Origin of the sequence: Pseudomonas putida (genome assembly GCF_028682175.1) — a bacterium.
Classification (GTDB): Bacteria; Pseudomonadota; Gammaproteobacteria; order Pseudomonadales; family Pseudomonadaceae; genus Aquipseudomonas; species Aquipseudomonas putida_AD.
Genome location: NZ_JANHKS010000070.1, coordinates 1 through 21,442 on the forward strand (window position 1 = coordinate 1; position 21,442 = coordinate 21,442).

The window sequence follows — 21,442 nt, forward strand, 5'->3', positions numbered from 1 at the left end:
GCAAGCCGTGCTGCTACGGTTCGCGTCGTTTGCGTGATCGTTCCCACGCTCTGCGTGGGGATGCCCCCAAGACGCTCCGCGTCTGCTGCTTCAATGCCGCCCATGCTCCTTGTGGTGCGCGTGCTCCCCGCAAAACCTTGCCAGCGTCAGCACCACTCGGGTGATCGGCATCGGGATGTTCACCTTCGCCGCCAATTCCAGCACCGCATCGCCAATCGCCGCCAGTTCCAGCGGCAAACCCTTGTCGAAATCCTGCAGCATCGACGTGCGCACCGGGCCCATGCTCGCGCCGAATTGCATGAAGGTCGTCGGCTCCATGCTCAGTTTCGCGTCGTAGGCTGCGGCCACTTGCATCGCCTCGTTGAAGGTCGCCAGCGCCAGTTCGCGCATGTCCGGCAGCCCGTAGATCTGCTCCAGCGTCGCGCCGGTCACCACCGACACAGGATTGGAGGTGAGGTTGGCGATGATCTTGGTCCACAGTTGATCGCGAATGCGGTCGGTGCCCTGGGCTTCGATGCCGGCGCTTTCGATCAGCTTGACCAGGCTTTGCAGACGCGGCGTCAACTCGTTGTTCAACTCGCCGAAGATGATGCGATACGGGTTGTGGGTCTTGACCACCGCAGGCGCCGAGCTTTGAGCGGTGATGAACACCACGCAACCGATGACCTTGTGCAGGTCGAGGGTGTCGGTGATGCGGCTGTCCGGATCGACCGTTTCCACCCGATTGCCCTCGAACGGGCCACCTTCGCCATGGAAATACCACCACGGCACGCCGTTGATCACAGGCACCACCAGCGTCTCGGGGCCGATCAGCGCAGCGATGTTCGGCAGCAGGCCGCTCAGCGATGGTGCCTTGGTGCAGAGGAACACGATGTCCTGCTCGCCGAGGGCTTCGGCGCTGTCGCTGGCATTGACCTGGACGTGGTGGCGGCCTTGCAGGTCCTGCAGGTGAATGCCGTTGCGTTGCAGGGCGGCGAGGGTGCGACCGCGGGCGAAAACATTGACGGCATGCCCGCTCAGCGCAATACGCGCCGCCAGCGTGCAGCCGATGGCACCCGCGCCGGCAATACAGATACGCAAGGGGGAAGCACTCATGATGACTCCGGGACTGCCAGATACGTTTCAGGTTGTTTCTGCAATATTGCCTGAAACGACGGTGTTGCCGAGCGAAATCATCTGTAGGAGTGAGCTTGCTCGCGATAGCGTTGTGTCAGTCACTGCAGAGGTGCCAGATCTGCCGCCATCGCGAGCAAGCTCACTCCTACAGGTGTCGGTGGTGCTCGTGCTTCCACTGGTCAGTTGCGCGCCATCGCCCTGAACTTCGTTAGCAACGCACCTATCCTTATTGCATGTCCACCCCAAGCGATCAGGCCTGCCCTACAAGGAGAAGTTCATGCGTGCACTGACCTATCACGGTGCCCACGACGTTCGTGTGGAAACGGTCGCCGACCCGATGATCCAGGCCCCTGACGACGTCCTGCTGAAGGTGACGGCCACCGCCATCTGCGGCTCGGACCTGCACCTGTATCGCGGCAAGATTCCGGCCACCGAGCAGGGCGATATCTTCGGCCACGAATTCATGGGCATCGTCGAGGAAGTCGGCCCGGAGGTCACCGCCGTACAGCCCGGAGACCGGGTGGTGATTCCGTTCGTGATCGCCTGCGGGAGCTGCTTCTTCTGTCAGATGGAGGCATTCGCTGCCTGTGAAACCACCAACACCGGGCGTGGGGCGATTCTCAACAAGAAGTCCATCGCGCCCGGTGCCGCCTTGTTTGGCTACAGCCATCTGTACGGCGGTGTGCCAGGCGGGCAGGCCGAGTATGTGCGGGTGCCCAAGGGCAACGTCGGGCCGTTCAAGGTGCCCGGAACGTTGGCCGACGAGAAAGTGCTGTTTCTGTCCGACATCCTGCCCACCGCCTGGCAGGCGGTGCTCAATGCCGGTGTGGGGCCGGGATCGAGCCTGGCGATCTACGGCGCAGGGCCGGTCGGCCTGCTCAGCGCGGCCTGCGCGAAGATGCTGGGCGCCGAGAAGATCTTCATCGTCGATCATCACGCCTATCGCCTGGCCTACGCCCAGTTCACCTACGGCGCGATTCCGATCAATTTCGACGAGGACGACGACCCCGCCGACACCATCATTCGCCAGACCGCCGGCATGCGTGGCGTTGACGCGGTGATCGACGCGGTGGGCTTCGAAGCCAAGGGCAGCACCACTGAAACCATCCTCGCCACCCTCAAGCTTGAAGGCAGCAGCGGCAAGGCACTGCGCCAGTGCATCGCTGCAGTGCGGCGCGGTGGCACGGTCAGTGTGCCGGGGGTGTATTCGGGGTTCATTCACGGCCTCATGTTTGGCGATGCATTCGACAAGGGCCTGACCTTCAAGATGGGCCAGACCCACGTGCACCGTTACCTGCCGCAATTGCTGCGGCTGATCGAGGAGGGCGCGCTGTCACCCGAGGCGATCATCACCCACCGCCTGTCGCTGGAAGAGGCCGCCGAGGGCTACGCGATCTTCGACAAGCGCGAGCAGGACTGCCGCAAGATCATCCTCACCCCAGGCTTCGACAGCCGGATCGATGCGTCGGCCAGTGACATGGATTTATCCGGCACCTGACGCTACCGCCCCCCGTAGCAGTCCGGCTTGCCGGCGTCAGCGATCCTGAAGACGTCCCCGCCGGCAAGCCGTGCTGCTACGGACTTGGAGGTGTTCCCGGTATCGCGGCCGACACCGCCCCCGTAGCAGCACGGCTTGCCGGCGGGAGCGATTTCAAGGACGACATCGCCCCAGAGGCGATGAACCGCAGTAGAGCCGCTCCCCACAGGTGGCATAATCGTTCTTTTCGAGGACTGCGGCCATGGCCACTTCTGCGCTTGCGTCGTTCAATCAGCCCCGCACGGTGCTGTTCCTGGCTTATCCGCAGATGGGGCTGCTGGACCTGACCGGCGCGCAGACGGTGTTCTGGGCCGCCACCAAGGCCATGAACAAACGCGGACTGGCCGGTTACCTGCGGCCCACCGCCAGCATCACCGGCGGTCTGACCCTCACTGCCGAAGGCGTGGAGGTCAACTCCGATCCCCTGTCCTCCCTCGCAGGCAGCGTCATCGACACCGTCATCGTCCCCGGCGCACCAGACATCCTCCAGGCGCTGGACAACAACCCCGACACCATCGAGTGGCTGCGCACCATCGCGCCTCACGCCAGGCGCACGGCATCCGTGTGCAGCGGCGCCTTTCTGCTGGCCCAGGCCGGTCTGCTCGACGCGAAACGGGTGGCAACCCACTGGGCCATGTGCGACATGCTCAAGACGCGCTTTCCCACGGTCGATGTCGATCAGGACGCGATTTTCATTCAGCAGGGCACGGTCTGGACGTCGGCCGGTGTCACGGCCGGGATCGACCTGGCACTGGCGCTGGTGGAGGCCGATTGCGGGCGGGATGTGGCCATGGAGGTCGCGCGGGAACTGGTGGTGTTCATGAAACGCCCCGGCGGGCAGTCGCAGTTCAGCACCATGCTTCAGGCGCAGATGCAGGATGGCGACGTCTTCTCCGACTTCCACCTCTGGCTGACCCGCAACCTGCACCGTGCCGAACTCGACGTCGAGCAACTGGCCCGTCACGCCAACATGAGCGTGCGCAATTTCAGCCGCGTGTACAAGCTCAAGACCGGTCGCAGCCCGGCCAAGGCGCTAGAGTTCTTCCGTCTGGAAGCGGCGCGGCGGATGCTTGAAGATTCCGACCGGCACATCGATCAGGTCGCTCAGGAATGCGGCTTCGGCGACGAGGAACGCATGCGCGTCACCTTTCATCGCAACCTGGCGACATCCCCTAGGGACTACCGCAGCCGCTTCGCTCGCTGAGCGTCTACCCGCCGTCCCGAGGGAAAGCGGGCAGCGTAAGCGGGTCAGAAATCCCAGAACCCGGCGACCCAGCGGAAGTTGTCGCCATCCACCGCAACCCGGCCCACTGACGGGAAGGGCAGGTGGGTGGCGATGAACAGCTCGCCGCTGGCCGCCGCTTCCCTGAGCAGGCGCACGCGCACATTCTCCGCTTCTAGCGGATCGTGCTCGAAGCCGTTTTGCCAGTCGGGGTGGTCGAACGCCACCGGAAACAGCGCATCGCCTGCGAAGGTCAGCTTTTCGTTGCCGGATGTCACGTAGACCACGCAGTGCCCTGGGGTATGGCCGCCGGTGAGTTTGGCGACCACGCCAGGGGCCACTTCATATTCGTCGTGGAAGGTGCGCACGTTGCTGCGATAAGCGGCGATGAACTGGTTGGCCGTGGCGCGCAGTACGTCCGGCACTGGCGACGGCATGGCGGTCATGGTGAAGTCCGGATCCTCCCAGAACTTCACCTCGGTGGCCGTCACGTGAATCCGCACATCGGGGCTCAGGCGGTTCTTCACGTCCTCCACTAACAGCCCGCCGATGTGGTCCATGTGCATGTGCGTGATCACGATGTCGGTCACTGACGCCAGGTCGATCCCGGCGGCTGTCAGGCGCTTGGGAAACTGCCCGGCCCGAGGGAAGCCCGGAAACTGCCCGCCCAGCCCGGCATCGACCAGAATGGTCTGCTCGCCCGAGCGCACCACCAGCACGTTCAGCGCCCAGTCGAACATGTCCGGCCCCAGGAACATGTCCTTGAACCAGACGGCGCGTGCCTCCGGGCTGGCGTTGGTGGACATGGTTTCGGTGGGCAGCGGCAGTACGCCGTCGCTGACCACCAGCACGTCGATGTCACCGACTTTCAGTGCGTAGCGTGAAGGCACCAGTTCTTCGATGAATCCTTGCGGGGCGAGTTCGAGGGGCTGATTCATGGCGGCGTTCCTGTTGTTAGAGGAGGTGATACGGGCTCTCGATCAGGAGAGTGCAAACAGTCTGCGAGCCGCCACTTTCAATAACTATCACCCCTGACGGACATGCGATTCATACCTAGGTGTGCAAGAACAAAACCTAATAAGCAAATGCCCGAAACCCCAAGGCAAACAGCCCGTGCGAATAGAAACGTGCCAGAGAAAAAGCTGTCTGGATGGATATATACCCAAGTATGAGTGGTTACAGCTTTAACGTTATTTTTGCCAACTTTTGCAGCGACGACAGGGTATGGGCTCGGGATTACAGTGTGTAACGACTCCTCGCCGATGCGAGATATCACTGCCCACTGGAGAACAACATGAGCCAACATATTCTGGTCCTCGGCGCGGGTTTTGCGGGTGTCTGGAGCGCCCTGGGGGCTGCCCGCCAACTGGATCTGCAACAGCGCACCGACATCAAGATCACCGTGCTGGCGCCCCAGCCCGAACTGCGCATTCGTCCGCGTTTCTACGAATCGAACGTGCATGAAATGAAAGCTTCCCTGCTGGAGTTGTTCGCCGCCACCGACATCGACTTCGTACAGGGCGCCGCCGAGAAAATCGACGTGCAAGGCAAGCGCGTGCATTACGTCACGGCGCAAGGGGCGCACACTTCGCTGACCTATGACCGACTCGTCCTGGCCACCGGCAGCCACCTGAACCGTCCGGAACTGGAAGGCGTCCGGGAGTTTGCCTTCGACGTCGATACCATTGAGGCAGCGGCTCGCCTCGAGCAACACGTCAAGAGCCTCGCCAGCCTGCCTGACTCCGCCGCCCGTAACACGGTGGTGGTGTGCGGCGGCGGTTTCACCGGGATCGAAACCGCGACCGAGATGCCTGCACGCTTGCGTGAAGCGCTGGGCGCCGACGCCCGGGTCCGGGTGATCGTGGTGGATCGCGGTGTGACGATCGGCGCGGCGTTCGGTGAGGGCATCAGCCCCTCCATCGCAGAAGCCAGCAAGCACATGGACATCGAATGGCGCCTGGGCGCGACCGTCGCCAAGGTCGATGCCAACGGCGTGACACTGGCCGATGGCGAGCACATCGAATCCAGGACCGTGGTCTGGACCGTAGGCTTCCTGGCCAGTCCGCTGACCCGGCAGATTCCGGGTGAGACGGATCGTCAGGGCCGTCTGTTCGTCGATGAAAACCTCAAGGTGGTCGGCCAGGACGCTGTCTATGCGGCAGGCGATGTGGCTTACGCTGCGTGCGACGATCTGGGCAACTTTGCCGCCATGTCCTGCCAGCACGCGATCCCTCTGGGCCGCCACGCCGGCAACAACGTGGTTGCAGACCTGCTGGGCATCGCGCCACGGCCTTACAGCCAGCCCAAATACGTGACCTGCCTGGACCTGGGCGAGTGGGGCGCGGTGTACACCGAGGGCTGGGACCGCCAGGTCAAACTGATTCGCGAGGAGGCCAAGGAGCTCAAGCACAACATCAACTCGGTGTGGATTTACCCGCCGATTGCTGATCGTGCAGTGGCGCTGGCCGCAGCCGATCCGTCGATCCCCGTCGCCTGACGACCGCGAGTCATCCTGTGCCTGTTCCGGCCCGCCGGAGCAGGCTTTTTTTCGACCCATGCACGCCCTCAAGTGGCGCAGATTCAGGGTTAGTTGGCTTATCGTTTGAAGCCCGTCGGCGTATAGACTCACGTCCTCTATTACCCAGTTTGATAAAGGATGGCGCAGGCGCATGAGCATCCCGGGGTCCACCAGCAAGAATGAATTCGATTCGGCCGCCTGTTTCAGTCCGTCGGCGTCCAGTGGCGGCACCTCCTCGCGTCAGCCGTTGATCGACCTCAGCAAGCGGCGCTACGAACAGTGGCTGGTCTGGGGCATCGGGTTGGTGGTGGCGGTCGGCATCGTGATCATCAACACCGCAGCCCATCATCGCGACATCGCGGCCACGGTGATTTACCTCACGTTGTTGCTGATGGCGGCCAATGTCTTTTCCATTCGTGTGGTGATCGGCGTCTCGCTGCTGTGCATGGGGATGGTGGTGGCGATGTTTTTCATCGACGAGGGTTACCAGGACTGGGACTCGGTCACCAGCTTCGTGCGCTGCCTGACGGCGTTGTCGGCGATTGCCTTCCTGGCCATGCGCGGCAAGCAGGCAGCCGACACCCTGCGCCAGAACGAGATCTACCTGACCGGCGCCCAGCGCCTGAGCCAGACCGGCAGCCTGGGGTTGAGTGCCGATTCCGAGCACATGAGCTGGTCGCCGGAAACCGCACGGATCTTCGAATACCCGCTGGACATGCCGGTAACCCGCGCGATGATCCTGGCCCGCACACCGGCCGAAGAACATGCGCTGGTTTTGGATGTTTTCGAGCGCGCCGCTCGCCATGAGCCGCAGATCGAGGCGCGTCATCGCCTGGTCATGCCGGACGGGCGCATCAAGCACATTCACCTGATCGCCATTCCGATCTTCGCCCAGGACGACCGCTTCGAATATCAGGGCGCGCTGTCGGATATCACCGAGCGGGTGCTGGCCGAAGAGGTGCTCTATCGCACCCAGTCGCAACTGACCCACATCTGCCGAGTGACCACCCTGGGCGAGCTGACGGCCTCCATTGCCCACGAGGTCAAGCAGCCGCTGACGGTCATCAACAGTGGCGCAGACGGCTGCCGGCGCTGGCTGGACCGCCCCGAGCCGGACATTCCCGAAGCGCTCGCGGCCCTGCAACGAATCAAGGAAAGCGCCTGGCGGGCCAGCGAGGTGTTGAGCCGGGTTCGCGATCTGTCACGCAAGAGCGACCCCGTGCGCCGCGTCGAACACCTGAACGACATCGTCAGGGACACCCTCGGGGTGGTGCAGTACGAGATCAGCCACCATCACATCGTCCCGACCCTGAGCCTGTGCCCCGGCAACCCTGCGGTAATGGCCGACAGCATCCAGTTGCAGCAGGTCATCATCAACCTGCTGATCAATGCCTGCCAGGCCATGAACGGGCTTGATCGGCACCAGCGCCAGTTGCACATCAAGAGTTGGCTGGCGGGCGGCGAGATCATCCTGGAAATCGCCGACCACGGGCCGGGCATCGATCCTGAGGTCTTGCCGTCGCTGTTCCTTCCGTTCTTTACCACCAAGGCCAGTGGCCTGGGCATGGGCCTGTCGATCTGCCGGTCCATCATCGAGTTTCACGAAGGCCGGATCTGGGCGCAGAACACCGGGCACGGCGCCTCTTTCTTTTTTGCGCTGCCGCTGCTCGAAGAACCGCCGGTTCAGGAATACTCCGCCGAGTGATGGGGGTAGTCCACCAGCCGCGAGCCGATGACCATTTCGCTGATCCAGTCAGTCAGCAAGGTGGTGTAGGCGTGCTGGCTGGTGTCGCTGCTCAGGCCGTGGTCGGCGCCGTCCAGCAGGCGGTAGGTCAGCGAGTGCGCCAGGTCGAAGGCGGTGCGATAGCTCATCAGGGTGGCGTGGGGCACGTAGTCGTCCTGCTCGGATTCCACCAGCAGCACATCGCCCTTGAAGTCCTTGCAGGCGGCCAGCGCACGGTTGTCGGCGGCGGTCACGGCAGAGCGGCGATAGTGCGCCAGCTTGTCCCGGTCCAGCGCCTGCTTGGGCATGTCCCAGTCGGCGTCCCAGTACAGCGCAGGCACCCGCAGGGCCAGCCAGCGCACCGGGCGCATGGCGCTGAGGATGGTCGCCAGATAGCCACCGTAGCTGCTGCCGATCACCGCAATGGCGTTGTTATCCACAGCCGGATGGCTGGCCAGCCGGTCATACGCGGCCAGCAGGTCTTCCATGCTGTGCTCGCGTGACACCAGCGTGCGCATCTCATGGGTGCGCTCGTGGCCACGCAGATCGAAGGTCAGGCACACGCAGCCAAGACCGGTGATGTTCTTGGCCCGCGACAGGTCGCGTTGCTGGCTGCCTCCCCAACCATGGACGAAGAGGATGCCCGGCATCTTCGCGCCGGGGGTGAGGATGGTGCCGCTGATGTATTGATCGCTGACGCTGATGTCGATGGTTTCACTGCGAACGGTCATAAGGCTGGACCTGTGTGAATTTACTGATAAGGCCGACGTCGGGGTCGTCGCCTTCGTAGAGAACATGGGCGTGGGCGGGCAGGGTGGTCGGCCCGTAGATTTCATGGCTTGAGGCCCTGATGCGTTGCAACTGCGGATCGGCGGCGAACGCCACCAGCGCCTCGACTTCAGCCGGGCTGGCACCGCCGATTCGCCAGGATTGCTCAAGCACCCCGGAACACACCTGGCCTCGGGCGTTGGTGCCGTGGGCGATGTCGTAGTTGCGGCGCGAGGCGAGGAAGTCAGGGAAGCAATCGAGTGCGGCGTTTTCGTAAGTCATGGCCTGGGTGACCGATCGGCGCACGTCGTCATCCAAGTCGAGCTTGAGCAATTCGTCGTAGCCGCCGCGCACCAGCCACAACTGCGAGCCGCCGTAGACCTGCTCGCCGTTGTTGTCTTCGGTCAGGCTCTGGGTACCGTGGTAGCTGACGGTCATACCCGCGACCTGCACCTGGCCGACGCTGTAGGTGATGACGTCCTTGAGATCCTCCTCCAGCACCAGCCCCCATTCTTCGACTTCGCTCATGTCCTGGGCGTCGATGGCCTGTTGCAGTTCGGCCTCGGAGGTGACCACCACTTGCCCGCGCCCGGCGGTGGCCAGCACCGGCTTGACCCGCACCGGGCCTGCCTTGAGCAACTGGCGGCCAGCGCGCTGGGCGTCGGCTTCGTTGAAGACGCTGAAGCCTGTGAGCACTGCGTCTGCGGCATCCTCGAAGAAGCGTTCGGACCAGCCATCGGGCCGTGCGGTGGCGTCCTTGAGCAGCGGGTGGGAGATGGCCTTGGTAGCCATGAAGGGAAAATCGATCAAGCCGCCGAAGAAGTCATCGACGGTACGAATATTCAGCGCATCGCCAGAGTGTTTGCCGATCAGCGTGTCGGACGGGATGTAGTACAGCGCATGTCCCTGATGAAGGGCGGGATCGTAGGCACCGACGAATTCGGCCCCCAGCAGCTTGGCAATGCGCCTGGCCAATGCCTGCTGCACCACGGTTTCGTGGGTCGCCAGTTTCTTGTGGGTAGCCAGCAGAACGACTTCAGACTTTGCAGTGCTGCGTGATCCGCTCATGGGTGAGCTCCTGGATGGCATCTTGCAAACATAGCCCTGTAGGAGCGCGCTTGCCCGCGATGGCGGTGTGTCATTAACAGATGGGTTGAATGGCACAACCCAGTCGCGGGCAAGCGCGCTCCTACAAGAGCCGGCATCCATTGGCGCCGGACTCAAGGTTAAGAAGGCCGGCGCGCCGTTGAGTTCCTTGGGCGCTGATTAATGGTCCGCAGCCGATTGATCCGCGTCGCACGCCGGGAAGGGTTTGGTGTGATCGGAATCCTCACGGTCGCCCATGGCCTTGTACTTCTTGCGCAGCGCCCTGAGTTCGTTCTGGTCGAGGTTGTCCAGACTGAGTACGGCGTTCTGCGCGTCCTTGGTCACGCGCAGCAACTCGTCGATCTTGATGTGCAGCTCATCGGTGTCGCGGTTCTGGGTGTTCTGGATCAGGAACACCATCAGGAAGGTGATGATGGTGGTCGAGGTGTTGATGATCAGTTGCCAGGTGTCGTTGTAGTGGAACATCGGGCCGGTGGCGGCCCAGATGCAGATCAGCAGCACTGCCACCAGGAATGTCCGGGGGCTGCCCGTCCATTTCGACAAGGCCTGGGCGAACTTGGAGAATTTCATGACCGGCGTCCTTCGCGAATTCAGAGGAGATAAGCAAGGGACCGCAGCGGCGGTTTGAAATTTCTTTTTACAATTTAGCGAAGTGCAATTTAATTCAGGACCAGCCGAACAACTCGCAGGCATTCGCGGTGCTGGCCTGGGCGAGGCGCTCGGGGGGGACGTTCATGATCTCGGCCAATGCCTGGCAGATATCCGGCAGATGCTCCGGGCTGTTGCGCTGGCCGGGGTGCATGGCAGGCGCCATGTCCGGGGAGTCGGTTTCCAGCACCACGCCCTCCAGTGGCAACTCCTTGAGCACCCGGTGCATGCGCAGTGCCTGGGGCCAGGTGGCGGCGCCGCCAAGGCCGAGCTTGAAACCTAGCTTGAGGTATTCCCTGGCCTCTTCACGGCTGCCCGCAAAAGCATGGACGATGCCTGCGCGCTTGAGTTTGAAACGCTTGAGCGTGGCGATGGTGTCGGCGTGGCTGCGGCGCACATGGAGCAGCGCCGGCAGGTTGAAATCGGCGGCCATTTGCAGCTGGCTGTCGAGCACCGTTTGCTGTCGATCCCGGTCCAGGGTTTCGATGTAGTAATCCAGGCCGATCTCGCCCACGGCGCAGAGCTTGGGATGCCCCGCCAGGCGCTCCAGCCAGCCGCGCAGTTCCTGCAGATGCTCGGGGCGGTGTTCGTCCAGATAGGCCGGATGCAAGCCCAGCGCCGCGTAAACCGAGGGCTCGCTCAGGGCCAGGTCCCAGACCCGTTGCAGATTGCGCTGATAGACCCCCAACACCACCATGCGCTCGACACCCAACTGCTTGCAGTGCTGGAGCACGTTCTGGCGGTCTGCATCGAAATCGTCGAAATCCAGATGCGTGTGGGTGTCGATCAGTTGCACGCTCAGGCCTCGTGAATCCGCTGCTTGAAGGTACGGACGATGGCGTGCACGCCCGGTTGGTACTCGTCCTTCTCCACGGCGTCGAGGGCCAGGGCCAGGGCTTTTTCGGCGATCAGGTGATGCTGTTGGGCCATGGCGTTGACGGGCAACGGCAGGAAGTCCAGCAACTGGGTGTCACCGAAGGTACCCAAATGCAGTTGCTCCGGATTCAGACGACGCTCGTGCAAGAGGTCGAACACACCCTGCAGCAGCACGTAGGACGTGGTGACCAGCGCATCGGGAAAATACCCCAGCCGGTCGAGCATCTGCCCGGCGATGGCAAGGCCGGTCTCGCGGCTGAAGGACTCGCCGTGCTCGATGATGACCGAGCCCTCGAAGCCTTCCAGCGCATCTTCGAAGCCACTGGCGCGGGCTTTACTGACGCTAAGCTCGGGACGGGCGCCGATCAGCGCGACATGCCGAGGGCGGGTTTCCAGCAGGCTGCGGGTCAGTTGCTGGCTGGCGTCGTGGTCGTCGCTGACCACCGAACAGAAGTGCGCCGGGTCCATCTCGCGGTCGATGGCAATGACTGGGATGCCGTGTTTTTGCAGCTCGCGGTAGCTGTCGTCACTGGCGGGTAGACAACTGGCGACGAACAACGCATCGCAGCGGCGGGCGCGGAACAGTTGCAACAACTGCAACTCGCTGATGGGATCGTCGTCGGAGCTGGCGATCAGCAGCTGGTAACCTCGGGCGCGGGCGCCTTGCTCCAGCTGTTTGGCGATGCGGGCATAGCTGGGGTTTTCCAGGTCCGGGAGGATAAAACCCAGGGTGCGGGTGTGGCGGCTGCGCAGGCCGGCCGCTTGCGGGTTGGGCCGAAAACCGTGGGCCTCGACCACCGCGCGCACGCGCTCGACCGTGGCATTGCTGATGCGCTGCTGTTCGGCCTTGCCGTTGATCACGTAGCTGGCGGTGGTCACGGAGACACCCGCCAGACGCGCAATATCACTGAGTTTCAAGCCGGGCTTTCCTTGTGTGATGGCATGCGCCGGGATTTTCGCTGATTCGCGGTCATCATTACAGCAGACCATGGCAATGCAGGAAGCTTCCGGTTTTTTTAAGGACTCTTCCCACATCAATCGATGAGATGAGCTTCAATCCGCAGAGATTATCGAGTAACGTGCCCGCCAAGTTAGATTAAACGATTCAGCAAGCGTATTTCTGGCTGTAATCGAGCTAAATCGCTGGTCACATGCCAAGACGTTGTACAGCGAAATCATCGGGCCACCACCGGCCCCAAAACAAGAATCAGGGCGCAACCGTGCGCTGCGAAGGAGAAAGGCATGCTCGAACTCACCGTTGAGCAAATTTCCATGACCCAGACGGCTGTGGATAAACCCGCCGCGCTGCAATTGCTCGCTGACCTGCTAGTCGCTGACCAACTGGTCGCACCCGGTTACCTGCAAGGCTTGCAGGCGCGGGAGCAGCAAGGCTCGACCTTTCTCGGCCAGGGCATCGCCATCCCCCACGGCACCCCGCAGACCCGCGACCAGGTGTTCGCCACCGGCGTGCGCCTGATGCAATTCCCCGAAGGCGTGGACTGGGGCGACGGACAGATGGTCTATCTGGCCATCGGCATCGCCGCCAAATCCGATGAGCACCTGCGCCTGTTGCAACTGCTCACCCGTGCGCTGGGCGAGACCGACCTTGGCGAAGCCCTGCGTCAGGCCAAGACACCCGAGGCGCTGCTCAAACTGCTGCAGGGCGCACCTCAAGAGCTGGCGCTGGATGCGCAGATGATCTGCCTGGGCGCCTCGGTCGATGACTTTGAGGAGCTGGTCTGGCGCGGTGCCCGGCTGCTGCGCAAGGCCGAGTGCGTGAGCAACGGTTTCGCCGCCATCCTGCAGCAGGCCGAACCGCTGCCGCTGGGCGATGGCCTGTGGTGGCTGCACAGCGAGCAGACCGTCAACAAGCCGGGCTTGGCCTTCGTCACCCCGGACAAACCCATGCGCCATCTGGGCCAGCCGCTCAATGGTTTGTTCTGTCTGGCCAGCCTTGGCGAATCCCATCAGGCATTGCTCGAACGCCTGTGTGCGCTGCTGATCGAAGGTCGCGGCAGCGAGTTGGGCCAGGCCACCAGCAGCCGAGCGGTGTTGCAGGCTCTGGGCGGCGATGTGCCCCCCGACTGGCCGAGCGCGCAGGTCAAGCTGGCCAACGCCCACGGCCTGCACGCCCGCCCGGCAAAGGAACTGGCGCAACTGGCCAAGGGCTTCGAGGGCGATGTGCGGGTGCGGGTGGTCGAGTCCACAGAAAACCCGGTGTCGGTCAAAAGCCTGAGCAAGCTGCTGAGCCTGGGCGTACGTCGCGGCCAGACCCTAGAATTCATGGCCGAGCCCGGGATTGCCGCCGATGCGCTGCCTGCCCTGGTGGCGGCGGTGCTGGACGGCCTGGGCGAGGACATCGAGCCGCTGCCTGCCGAGGCTGCACCCGCGCCTGCCGCTGTTGTCGTGGAAAAGAGCGCTCCGGCTGCCGGTTCGCAGATCCAGGCGGTGCCTGCCGCGCCCGGCATCGCCGTCGGGCCTGCCCACGTGCATGTATTGCCTGTCATTGATTACCCGCTCAGGGGCCAGTCCCAGAGCGTCGAGCACGAGCGACTGCTGGCGGCGCTGGCGCAGGTGCGCGAAGACATCGGCGAGCTGATCCAGCGCAGCACCGCCAAGGCCATCCGCGAGATTTTCATCACCCACCAGGAAATGCTCGACGATCCCGAGCTGGTCGATGAAGTGGTCCTGCGTCTCAAGCAGGGCGAGAGTGCGGCTGCGGCCTGGATCACTGTGGTCGAGGCTGCTGCTGTGCAGCAAGAACAACTCAAGGATGCGCTGCTCGCTGAACGCGCTGCCGATTTGCGTGATGTGGGCCGTCGCGTGCTGGCGCAGATTTGCGGCGTCGACGACCTGGTCGAACCCCAGGAGCCGTACATTCTGGTGATGGACGAAGTAGGGCCGTCAGATGTCGCGCGGCTGGACCCGGCCCGGGTCGCCGGCATTCTCACCGCACGGGGCGGCGCCACCGCCCACAGCGCCATCGTTGCGCGGGCGCTGGGCATTCCGGCGCTGGTCGGGGCGGGCGATGCGGTGCTGCAGATCAAGTCCGGCACGCTGCTGTTGATCGATGGCCAGCGTGGCCGGCTCGACGTCGCGCCTGACGAGGCCACCCTGCAACGGGCGCTGCTCGACCGCGACACCCGCGAGACACGTTTGAAGGCGGCTGCGGCGCTGCGCATGGAGCCGGCGATCACCCGCGACGGCCATCAGGTCGAGGTCTGCGCCAACATCGGCGACAGCACCGGCACTGCGAAAGCGGTAGAGCAGGGCGCCGAAGGCGTGGGCCTGCTGCGCACCGAATTGCTGTTCATGGCACACAGTTCCGCGCCGGATGAGGCGACTCAGGAAGCCGAGTACCGTCGCGTGCTGGACGAGCTTCAAGGCCGCCCGCTGGTGGTGCGTACCCTGGACGTCGGCGGTGACAAACCCTTGCCTTACTGGCCCATCGACAAGGAAGAAAACCCCTTTCTCGGCGTGCGTGGCATTCGCCTGACCCTGCAACGCCCTGACGTGATGGAAAGCCAGTTGCGCGCCTTGCTGCGTGCCGCCGACAGCCGCCCGTTGCGGATCATGTTCCCCATGGTCGGCACCGTCGAGGAATGGCGCCAGGCGCGGGACATGACCGAGCGCCTGCGCTCTGAAATCCCGGTGGCGGACCTGCAACTGGGGATCATGATCGAGGTGCCGTCGGCCGCGCTGCTGGCGCCGGTGCTGGCCAAAGAAGTGGACTTCTTCAGCGTCGGCACCAACGACCTGACCCAGTACACCCTGGCCATCGACCGTGGCCACCCGACGCTCTCGGCCCAGGCCGATGGCCTGCACCCGGCGGTGTTGCAGTTGATCGACATCACCGTGCGCGCCGCCCATGCCCACGGCAAGTGGGTCGGCGTGTGTGGCGAGCTGGCTGCCGATCCGCAGGCCGTGCCAGTGCTGGTGGGCCTGGGCGTGGATGAATTGAGTGTCGCGGCGCGCAGCATTGGCGAGGTCAAGGCCTGCGTGCGCGATTTGACTATCAGCGGGGCCCGCACGCTTGCGCAGAACGCGCTGGCGGTCGGCAGCGCCCCACAAGTACGTGCCCTCGTGGAGGGGCTGTAATGGCTAAGATTCTGACACTGACCATGAACCCGGCGCTGGACCTGACCGTGCAACTGGGCCACCTGGAGGCCGGGCAGGTCAACCGCAGCGAAGGCATGCTCACCCATGCCGCCGGCAAGGGGCTCAATGTCGCCCAGGTGCTGGCCGACCTCGGGCACCAGGTGACCGTGGCCGGGTTTCTCGGCATCGACAATCAGCAACCCTTCGAGGCGCTGTTTGCCCGGCGTGGTTTCGTCGACGAGTTCGTGCGCGTGGCGGGGGAAACCCGCAGCAACATCAAGCTGGCGGAAACCAACGGCCGGATCACCGATTTGAACGGCCCGGGCCCGGACGTCAGCTTCGAGGCGCAACAGGCGCTGGCGGCACGGGTCGAGCAGATCGCCGGGGATTTCGACGCCGTCGTCGTGGCCGGCAGCCTGCCGCGCGGTGTCGATGCGCAGTGGCTCAAGGCGCTGTTGCAGATGCTCACCGCCAAGGGCCTGAAAGTGGCGCTGGACACCAGCGGCCAGGCCTTGCGCGCAGGGCTCGAAGCGTCGCCCTGGCTGATCAAGCCCAATACCGAAGAACTGGCCGACGCGCTGGACGCCCCGATCATTTCCATTGCCGCCCAGGCCCAGGTCGCCGAGGACCTGCGTCAGCGCGGCATCGAGCACGTGGTGATTTCCCAGGGCGCCGAGGGCGTGCACTGGTTCAGTTCGCAGGCGTGCCTGCAGGCGCTGCCGCCCAAGGTCAGCGTGGCCAGTACGGTGGGTGCCGGTGATTCGTTGCTGGCGGGTATGGTTCACGGGTTGATCAGCGGCCACACGCCCGAGCAAACCCTGCGCACCGCCACGGCCATTGCAGCGATGGCCGTGACCCAGATCGGTTTTGGCATCAACGACAAGGCCCAACTCAAGCGGCTGGAAAGCGGCGTCAGCCTGCGCGTGCTCTAAGCATTGCGACGACCCCGAACCGTAGCAGCACGGCTTGCCGGCGGGGGCGGTGTATCAGCCAATGCATGGTCGTCTGATACACCGCCCCGTCGGCAAGCCGTGCTGCTACGTGTAGCGTTTAAATCTATAAGAGAGGAAGTGTGATGAAGTTAGCCATCGTTACGGCCTGTCCGAACGGCAAGATCAGCAGCGTCCTCAGCGCCCGCCTGCTCGATGCGGCGGCCCAGCGACAGGGTTTCAGCACCTGCGTGGAAGTGCATGACCCGCGGCATCCCGAGAAGCAGATGTCTGCCGCTGATATCCAGGCCGCCGATTGGGTTTTGGTGGTCAATACCGGGCCGCTGGACCTGGCGCGTTTTGTCGGCAAGCGGCTGTTTCAATCGACACCGGCCCAGGCGCTGCAGGACGTCGACGCTTTCCTGCGTTCGGCCAGCGAGCAGGCTAGCGTCCATACCGCCAGCGCCCCTGTCGAGGCGCAAGCAGCGGTGGGCAAGGTGCCGCGTCTGGTGGCGGTGACCGCCTGCCCGACTGGTGTGGCGCATACCTTCATGGCCGCCGAGGCGATTGCCCAGGCGGCGAAGAAGCTCGGGTTTGAGTTGCAGGTTGAAACCCAGGGTTCCGTCGGCGCGCGCAACCCGCTCAGCCCCCAGGCAATCGCCGAGGCCGACGTGGTTTTGCTGGCCGCCGATATCGAAGTCGCGACCGAGCGTTTTGCCGGCAAGCGAATCTATCGCTGCGGCACCGGCATCGCCCTCAAGCAGTCGGAAGCGACCCTGAAAAAAGCCCTGGCAGAAGGGGAGGTCGAGTCGTCGGCTTCTGTCGCCAAGGCGCCAGGCAAGAAAGAAAAAACCGGGGTCTACAAGCACCTGCTGACTGGCGTGTCGTTCATGCTGCCAATGGTGGTGGCTGGCGGCCTGTTGATCGCGCTGTCGTTCGTGTTCGGTATCACCGCCTACAAGGAGCAGGGCACGCTGGCCGCCGCCTTGATGCAGATCGGCGGCGATGCGGCCTTCAAGCTGATGGTGCCGCTGCTGGCGGGGTACATCGCCTATTCCATCGCCGACCGGCCCGGCCTTGCCCCCGGCATGATCGGCGGCCTGCTGGCGAGCACCCTGGGCGCCGGGTTCATCGGCGGGATCGTGGCAGGTTTTCTGGCCGGGTACAGCGCGGCGGCGATCAACCGCTACGCGAAGCTGCCGGCCAGCGTCGAAGCGCTCAAGCCGATCCTGATTATCCCGTTGCTGGCGAGCCTGTTCACCGGCCTGGTGATGATCTACGTGGTCGGCAAGCCGGTGGCCGGCATGCTCGAAGGGCTGACCCTGTTCCTCGACAGCATGGGCACCACCAACGCGATCCTGCTGGGAGTGTTGCTGGGCGCGATGATGTGCGTGGACCTGGGCGGGCCGATCAACAAGGCGTCCTATGCGTTCTCGGTGGGGCTGCTGGCGTCCCAGAGTTACGCACCGATGGCCGCTGCGATGGCCGCGGGCATGGTGCCGCCGATCGGCATGGGCATCGCCGCGCTGATCGCCCGCCGCAAGTTCGCCCAGAGCGAGCGTGAAGCGGGCAAGGCGGCGTTCGTGCTGGGGTTGTGCTTCATCTCCGAAGGGGCGATTCCGTTCGCCGCCAAGGACCCGCTGCGGGTGATCCCTGCGAGCATCGTCGGCGGCGCGCTGACGGGGGCGCTGTCGATGTTCTTCGGCTGCAAGCTGATGGCGCCCCATGGCGGGCTGTTCGTGCTGCTGATCCCCAATGCGATCAACCACGCATTGCTGTACCTGCTGGCGATCGTGGCGGGCAGCGTGGTGACGGGCGTGTTGTATGCCGTGTTGAAACGGCCTGAGGTTGTCGAGCTGGATGCGGTGCCCGCTGGCGCTTGATGCAACAGGCGCCGAATATCCTGTAGGAGTGAGCTTGCTCGCGATAGCTTTCTGTCTGTGCCACAGGTGGTGACTGACACTCAGCAATCGCGAGCAAGCTCACTCCTACAGGTGCTGTGTACATCTCTGGTGCTTGTCACACTTCCCCAACATTGCATTGCTAGGGTCCTCTTTTTGCCATTCATGAGAGAGGAACAGCAATGACCCGGTTCGACCTGACACGCCGCCGAATCATTCAAGCCGCTGGCGCCGGATTGCTGTTGCCGGGCTTGGCGCCAGCGGTCATCGCCTCGGTCAAGGACCGGCCGAAAATGATCGACGGCGTGCAGTCCGGCGATCTGCTGGGTGATCGCGCCATGGTCTGGAGCCGCAGTGACCGGCCCTCGCGCATGGTGGTCGAGTGGGACACCCGCAGCATGTTCAGCAACCCGCGCCGCGCCGTCTCGCTGCTGGCCGACCAGCGCACCGATTTCACCGCTCGTGTCGAGCTGACCGGCCTTCCCACTGATCAGGCGATTTTCTACCGCGTGTTCTTCGAAGACGCCCATACCGGCGTCGCCAGCGAACCCTGGTTCGGCCATCTGCGCAGCGTGCCGCAGACCCGTCGCGACATTCGTTTCGTCTGGAGCGGCGACACCGTCGGCCAGGGCTTCGGCATCAACCCGGACATCGGCGGCATGCGCATCTACGAGGCCATGCGTCTGCGTCTGCCGGACTTTTTCATCCACAGCGGCGACACCATCTACGCCGACGGCCCGGTCCCTGCCGAGGTGGTGACCGAGGGCGGCCGCATCTGGCGCAACATCACCACCGAGGAGAAGAGCAAGGTCGCCGAAACCCTGGATGAGTACCGCGGTGCCTACCGCTACAACCTGATGGACGAAAACCTGCGCCGCTTCAACGCCGAAGTGCCGCAGATCTGGCAATGGGACGACCACGAAATCACCAACAACTGGTCGCCGAGCAAACAGCTGGATGATCGCTACAAGGTCAAGGACATCAATGTGCTCACGGCCCGGGGGCGCCAGGCATTTCTGGAATACGCGCCCATGCGCCTGCAAAGCGCCGACAATGGCGGGCGCGTCTATCGCAAGCTCAGCTATGGGCCGATGCTCGATGTGTTCGTCCTCGACATGCGCAGCTACCGCGATGGCAACGATGCGAACCTGGCCGACAAGCCGGGGCCGACCACGGCGTTTCTGGGGCGCGAACAGCTCGACTGGCTCAAGCGCGAGCTCAAGGGCTCACAGGCGCAGTGGAAAGTCATCGCCGCCGACATGCCCATCGGCCTGGGCGTGCCGGACGGTGAAATCAGCCCCGGTGTGATGCGCTGGGAGGCCGTCGCCAACACCGACAATGGCGCACCCAAGGGCCGGGAACTTGAAGTGGCCGAGCTGCTGGGCTTCCTGCGTCAACAGAAGATCCGCGACACCGTGTGGCTCACGGCCGATGTGCACTACTGCGCAGCCCATCACTATCACCCGGACCAAGCGGTGTTTCAGGATTTCGACCCGTTCTGGGAGTTCGTCGCCGGCCCGCTGAACGCAGGCAGTTTCGGGCCCAATACACTGGACAAGACCTTTGGCCCGGAGCTGGTGTTCCAGAAGGCTCCGCCCGCCCAAAACACCTCGCCGTTTGCCGGGTTCCAGTTTTTTGGCGAGGTGAACATCGAAGGGCAGAGCGGCGAGATGACCGTGACCCTGCGGGATCTGGATGGGGTTGCGGTGTTCGAGAAGAAATTGCAGCCCTCGGATCTCGTCTAGCCACCCTTTCCTGTAGGAGTGAGCTTGCTCGCGATGGCTGAGTGTCAGCCTATACACACGGCACAGACAGACTGCTATCGCGAGCAAGCTCACTCCTACAGGTCCGTGGCGCATATGAGTTTTTCGCAAAGCCGGGTAGAAATTGGCAGTTGTACGATAACTCTGCAATTGCCGGTAACACTTGCCTCGCCGCTGGCCTATCATTAGCCACCTAACGACGGGACAGGGTTTAGCGTGCATGCTGGCAATTTTCTGGGAAACCCTGAGCATCACCGCGCCGGTGTTCGCCATGCTGTTTCTGGGCGTGGTACTCAAGCGCGTCGGCTGGATCGACGACGGCTTCATTCACACCGCCTCATCGCTGGTGTTCAACTGCACCATGCCGGCACTTCTGTTCCTGGGCATCATCCACGCCGACCTGCACGCCGCGCTGCAACCGGGTGTGCTGGTCTATTTCATCGTCGCAACCCTGGCAGGCTTTGCGCTGGTGTGGGGCTGGGCGATCTACCGGGTGCCCTTCGTCGAGCGCGGCATCTATGTGCAAGGCGCGTTTCGCGGCAATAACGGGGTGATCGGCCTGGCGCTGGCCGCCAGCATGTACGGCGACTACGGCATCTCCCTGGGGGCGATTCTCGCGGCGCTGGTCATCCTGTTTTACAACACCCTCTCCACGGTGGTGCTGGCGGTGTACAGCCCGGTGATCAAATCCGACCCGTGGAGCATCTGCAAAAGCGTGGTCGCCAACCCGCTGATCATCAGCATCGTCGCGGCCACGCCCTTTGCCTATTTTCAGATCGGCCTGCCGAAATGGCTCGATACCTCCGGCAGCTACCTGGCGCAGATGACCCTGCCGCTGGCGTTGATGTGCATCGGCGGCACGCTGTCGCTCAGGTCTCTGCGTGAAAGCGGCTCGCTGGCCATTGGCGCGAGCATGATGAAGATGGTCTGGCTGCCGCTGATCTGCACTTTCGGCGCCTGGCTGCTGGGTTTCCGCCACGCGGAGCTGGGCATCCTGTTCCTGTACTTCGGTGCACCCACCGCCTCGGCCAGTTTCGTGATGGCGCGGGCGGCGGAAGGCAATCATGAACTGGCGGCATCGATCATCGTCATGACCACCCTGGCGGCGGCCGTGACGACGAATATCGGGATATTCATTTTGCAGTGGGGCGGGTGGATCTGAGGCTGAACGCCGGATTTGCGTAGCAGCACGGCTTGCCGGCGGGAGCGATCTTGAGGCCGCCCCCGCCGGCAAGC

General features: G+C 63.6%; 16 protein-coding genes. 9 read left to right on the forward strand and 7 right to left on the reverse strand.

The annotated features are described in order from the left end of the window. Positions 1-90 precede the first annotated feature (90 nt). The gene (locus NPS29_RS26905) at positions 91-1,095 is read right to left on the reverse strand and encodes a ketopantoate reductase family protein (RefSeq protein WP_274136458.1); all 1,005 of its coding nucleotides are present in this window, start codon (positions 1,093-1,095) and stop codon (positions 91-93) included. Positions 1,096-1,393: 298 nt separating this feature from the next. Between NPS29_RS26905 and NPS29_RS26910 the strand changes: the two genes are divergently transcribed. After that, a complete protein-coding gene (locus NPS29_RS26910; protein WP_274136459.1) occupies positions 1,394-2,614 on the forward strand; it encodes a zinc-dependent alcohol dehydrogenase in 1,221 nt (406 codons plus the stop codon). Between the two features lie 241 nt (positions 2,615-2,855). Next, positions 2,856-3,857, forward strand: a complete 1,002-nt coding sequence (locus NPS29_RS26915; protein ID WP_274136460.1) for a GlxA family transcriptional regulator — start codon at positions 2,856-2,858, stop codon at positions 3,855-3,857. 44 nt (positions 3,858-3,901) lie between these two features. Here NPS29_RS26915 and NPS29_RS26920 read toward each other — a convergent pair whose 3' ends face one another. Continuing rightward, positions 3,902-4,813, reverse strand: coding sequence for an MBL fold metallo-hydrolase (locus NPS29_RS26920; RefSeq protein ID WP_274136461.1), 912 nt, complete (start codon positions 4,811-4,813; stop codon positions 3,902-3,904). Positions 4,814-5,169: 356 nt separating this feature from the next. Here NPS29_RS26920 and NPS29_RS26925 point away from each other — a divergent pair, with 356 nt between their 5' ends. Next, positions 5,170-6,372: an NAD(P)/FAD-dependent oxidoreductase gene (locus tag NPS29_RS26925; RefSeq protein ID WP_274136462.1), complete on the forward strand. Its 1,203-nt coding sequence runs from the start codon at positions 5,170-5,172 to the stop codon at positions 6,370-6,372. A gap of 172 nt (positions 6,373-6,544) precedes the next feature. After that, a complete protein-coding gene (locus NPS29_RS26930; RefSeq protein ID WP_274136463.1) occupies positions 6,545-8,098 on the forward strand; it encodes a sensor histidine kinase in 1,554 nt (517 codons plus the stop codon). On the opposite strand, the gene NPS29_RS26935 is transcribed toward NPS29_RS26930, so the two are convergent. The 5 genes from NPS29_RS26935 to cra form a co-directional block, all read right to left on the reverse strand. Continuing rightward, the gene (locus NPS29_RS26935; RefSeq protein WP_274136464.1) at positions 8,077-8,847 is read right to left on the reverse strand and encodes an alpha/beta hydrolase family protein; all 771 of its coding nucleotides are present in this window, start codon (positions 8,845-8,847) and stop codon (positions 8,077-8,079) included. The two genes, NPS29_RS26930 and NPS29_RS26935, sit on opposite strands and share 22 nt — an antisense overlap. Next, positions 8,831-9,952, reverse strand: coding sequence for a DUF3182 family protein (locus NPS29_RS26940; protein ID WP_274136465.1), 1,122 nt, complete (start codon positions 9,950-9,952; stop codon positions 8,831-8,833). Before NPS29_RS26940 ends, NPS29_RS26935 begins: the two co-directional genes overlap by 17 nt. A gap of 198 nt (positions 9,953-10,150) precedes the next feature. Then, positions 10,151-10,561, reverse strand: a complete 411-nt coding sequence (locus NPS29_RS26945) for a low affinity iron permease family protein (protein WP_274136467.1) — start codon at positions 10,559-10,561, stop codon at positions 10,151-10,153. 94 nt (positions 10,562-10,655) lie between these two features. Then, positions 10,656-11,441: a TatD family hydrolase gene (locus NPS29_RS26950; RefSeq protein ID WP_274136477.1), complete on the reverse strand. Its 786-nt coding sequence runs from the start codon at positions 11,439-11,441 to the stop codon at positions 10,656-10,658. Continuing rightward, positions 11,438-12,433 carry a catabolite repressor/activator gene (gene cra / locus NPS29_RS26955; protein ID WP_274136469.1) on the reverse strand — a complete coding sequence of 332 codons (996 nt, stop codon included), beginning with the start codon at positions 12,431-12,433 and terminating at the stop codon, positions 11,438-11,440. Before cra ends, NPS29_RS26950 begins: the two co-directional genes overlap by 4 nt. A gap of 324 nt (positions 12,434-12,757) precedes the next feature. On the opposite strand from cra, the gene ptsP reads away from it, so the two are divergent. From ptsP to NPS29_RS26980, 5 genes are all read left to right on the forward strand, one after another. Further along, a complete protein-coding gene (gene ptsP / locus NPS29_RS26960) occupies positions 12,758-15,613 on the forward strand; it encodes a phosphoenolpyruvate--protein phosphotransferase (protein ID WP_274136471.1) in 2,856 nt (951 codons plus the stop codon). Beyond that, positions 15,613-16,545, forward strand: coding sequence for a 1-phosphofructokinase (gene pfkB, locus NPS29_RS26965; protein ID WP_274136472.1), 933 nt, complete (start codon positions 15,613-15,615; stop codon positions 16,543-16,545). The genes ptsP and pfkB overlap by 1 nt, the downstream gene beginning before the upstream one ends. A gap of 143 nt (positions 16,546-16,688) precedes the next feature. After that, a complete protein-coding gene (locus NPS29_RS26970) occupies positions 16,689-18,425 on the forward strand; it encodes a PTS fructose-like transporter subunit IIB (RefSeq protein WP_274136474.1) in 1,737 nt (578 codons plus the stop codon). Between the two features lie 200 nt (positions 18,426-18,625). Continuing rightward, a complete protein-coding gene (locus NPS29_RS26975) occupies positions 18,626-20,188 on the forward strand; it encodes an alkaline phosphatase D family protein (RefSeq protein WP_274136475.1) in 1,563 nt (520 codons plus the stop codon). Between the two features lie 238 nt (positions 20,189-20,426). Continuing rightward, on the forward strand, positions 20,427-21,368 hold the full coding sequence (locus tag NPS29_RS26980) for an AEC family transporter (RefSeq protein WP_274136476.1): 942 nt from the start codon (positions 20,427-20,429) through the stop codon (positions 21,366-21,368). The last annotated feature ends 74 nt before the right edge of the window (positions 21,369-21,442 follow it).

Coding starts and splice junctions, on each gene's coding strand:
- NPS29_RS26905 (WP_274136458.1), bottom strand. CDS start 1,095: ATGAGTGCTTCCCCCTTGCGTATCTGTATTGCCGGCGCGGGTGCCATC.
- NPS29_RS26910 (WP_274136459.1), top strand. CDS start 1,394: ATGCGTGCACTGACCTATCACGGTGCCCACGACGTTCGTGTGGAAACG.
- NPS29_RS26915 (WP_274136460.1), top strand. CDS start 2,856: ATGGCCACTTCTGCGCTTGCGTCGTTCAATCAGCCCCGCACGGTGCTG.
- NPS29_RS26920 (WP_274136461.1), bottom strand. CDS start 4,813: ATGAATCAGCCCCTCGAACTCGCCCCGCAAGGATTCATCGAAGAACTG.
- NPS29_RS26925 (WP_274136462.1), top strand. CDS start 5,170: ATGAGCCAACATATTCTGGTCCTCGGCGCGGGTTTTGCGGGTGTCTGG.
- NPS29_RS26930 (WP_274136463.1), top strand. CDS start 6,545: ATGAGCATCCCGGGGTCCACCAGCAAGAATGAATTCGATTCGGCCGCC.
- NPS29_RS26935 (WP_274136464.1), bottom strand. CDS start 8,847: ATGACCGTTCGCAGTGAAACCATCGACATCAGCGTCAGCGATCAATAC.
- NPS29_RS26940 (WP_274136465.1), bottom strand. CDS start 9,952: ATGAGCGGATCACGCAGCACTGCAAAGTCTGAAGTCGTTCTGCTGGCT.
- NPS29_RS26945 (WP_274136467.1), bottom strand. CDS start 10,561: ATGAAATTCTCCAAGTTCGCCCAGGCCTTGTCGAAATGGACGGGCAGC.
- ptsP (WP_274136471.1), top strand. CDS start 12,758: ATGCTCGAACTCACCGTTGAGCAAATTTCCATGACCCAGACGGCTGTG.
- pfkB (WP_274136472.1), top strand. CDS start 15,613: ATGGCTAAGATTCTGACACTGACCATGAACCCGGCGCTGGACCTGACC.
- NPS29_RS26970 (WP_274136474.1), top strand. CDS start 16,689: ATGAAGTTAGCCATCGTTACGGCCTGTCCGAACGGCAAGATCAGCAGC.
- NPS29_RS26975 (WP_274136475.1), top strand. CDS start 18,626: ATGACCCGGTTCGACCTGACACGCCGCCGAATCATTCAAGCCGCTGGC.
- NPS29_RS26980 (WP_274136476.1), top strand. CDS start 20,427: ATGCTGGCAATTTTCTGGGAAACCCTGAGCATCACCGCGCCGGTGTTC.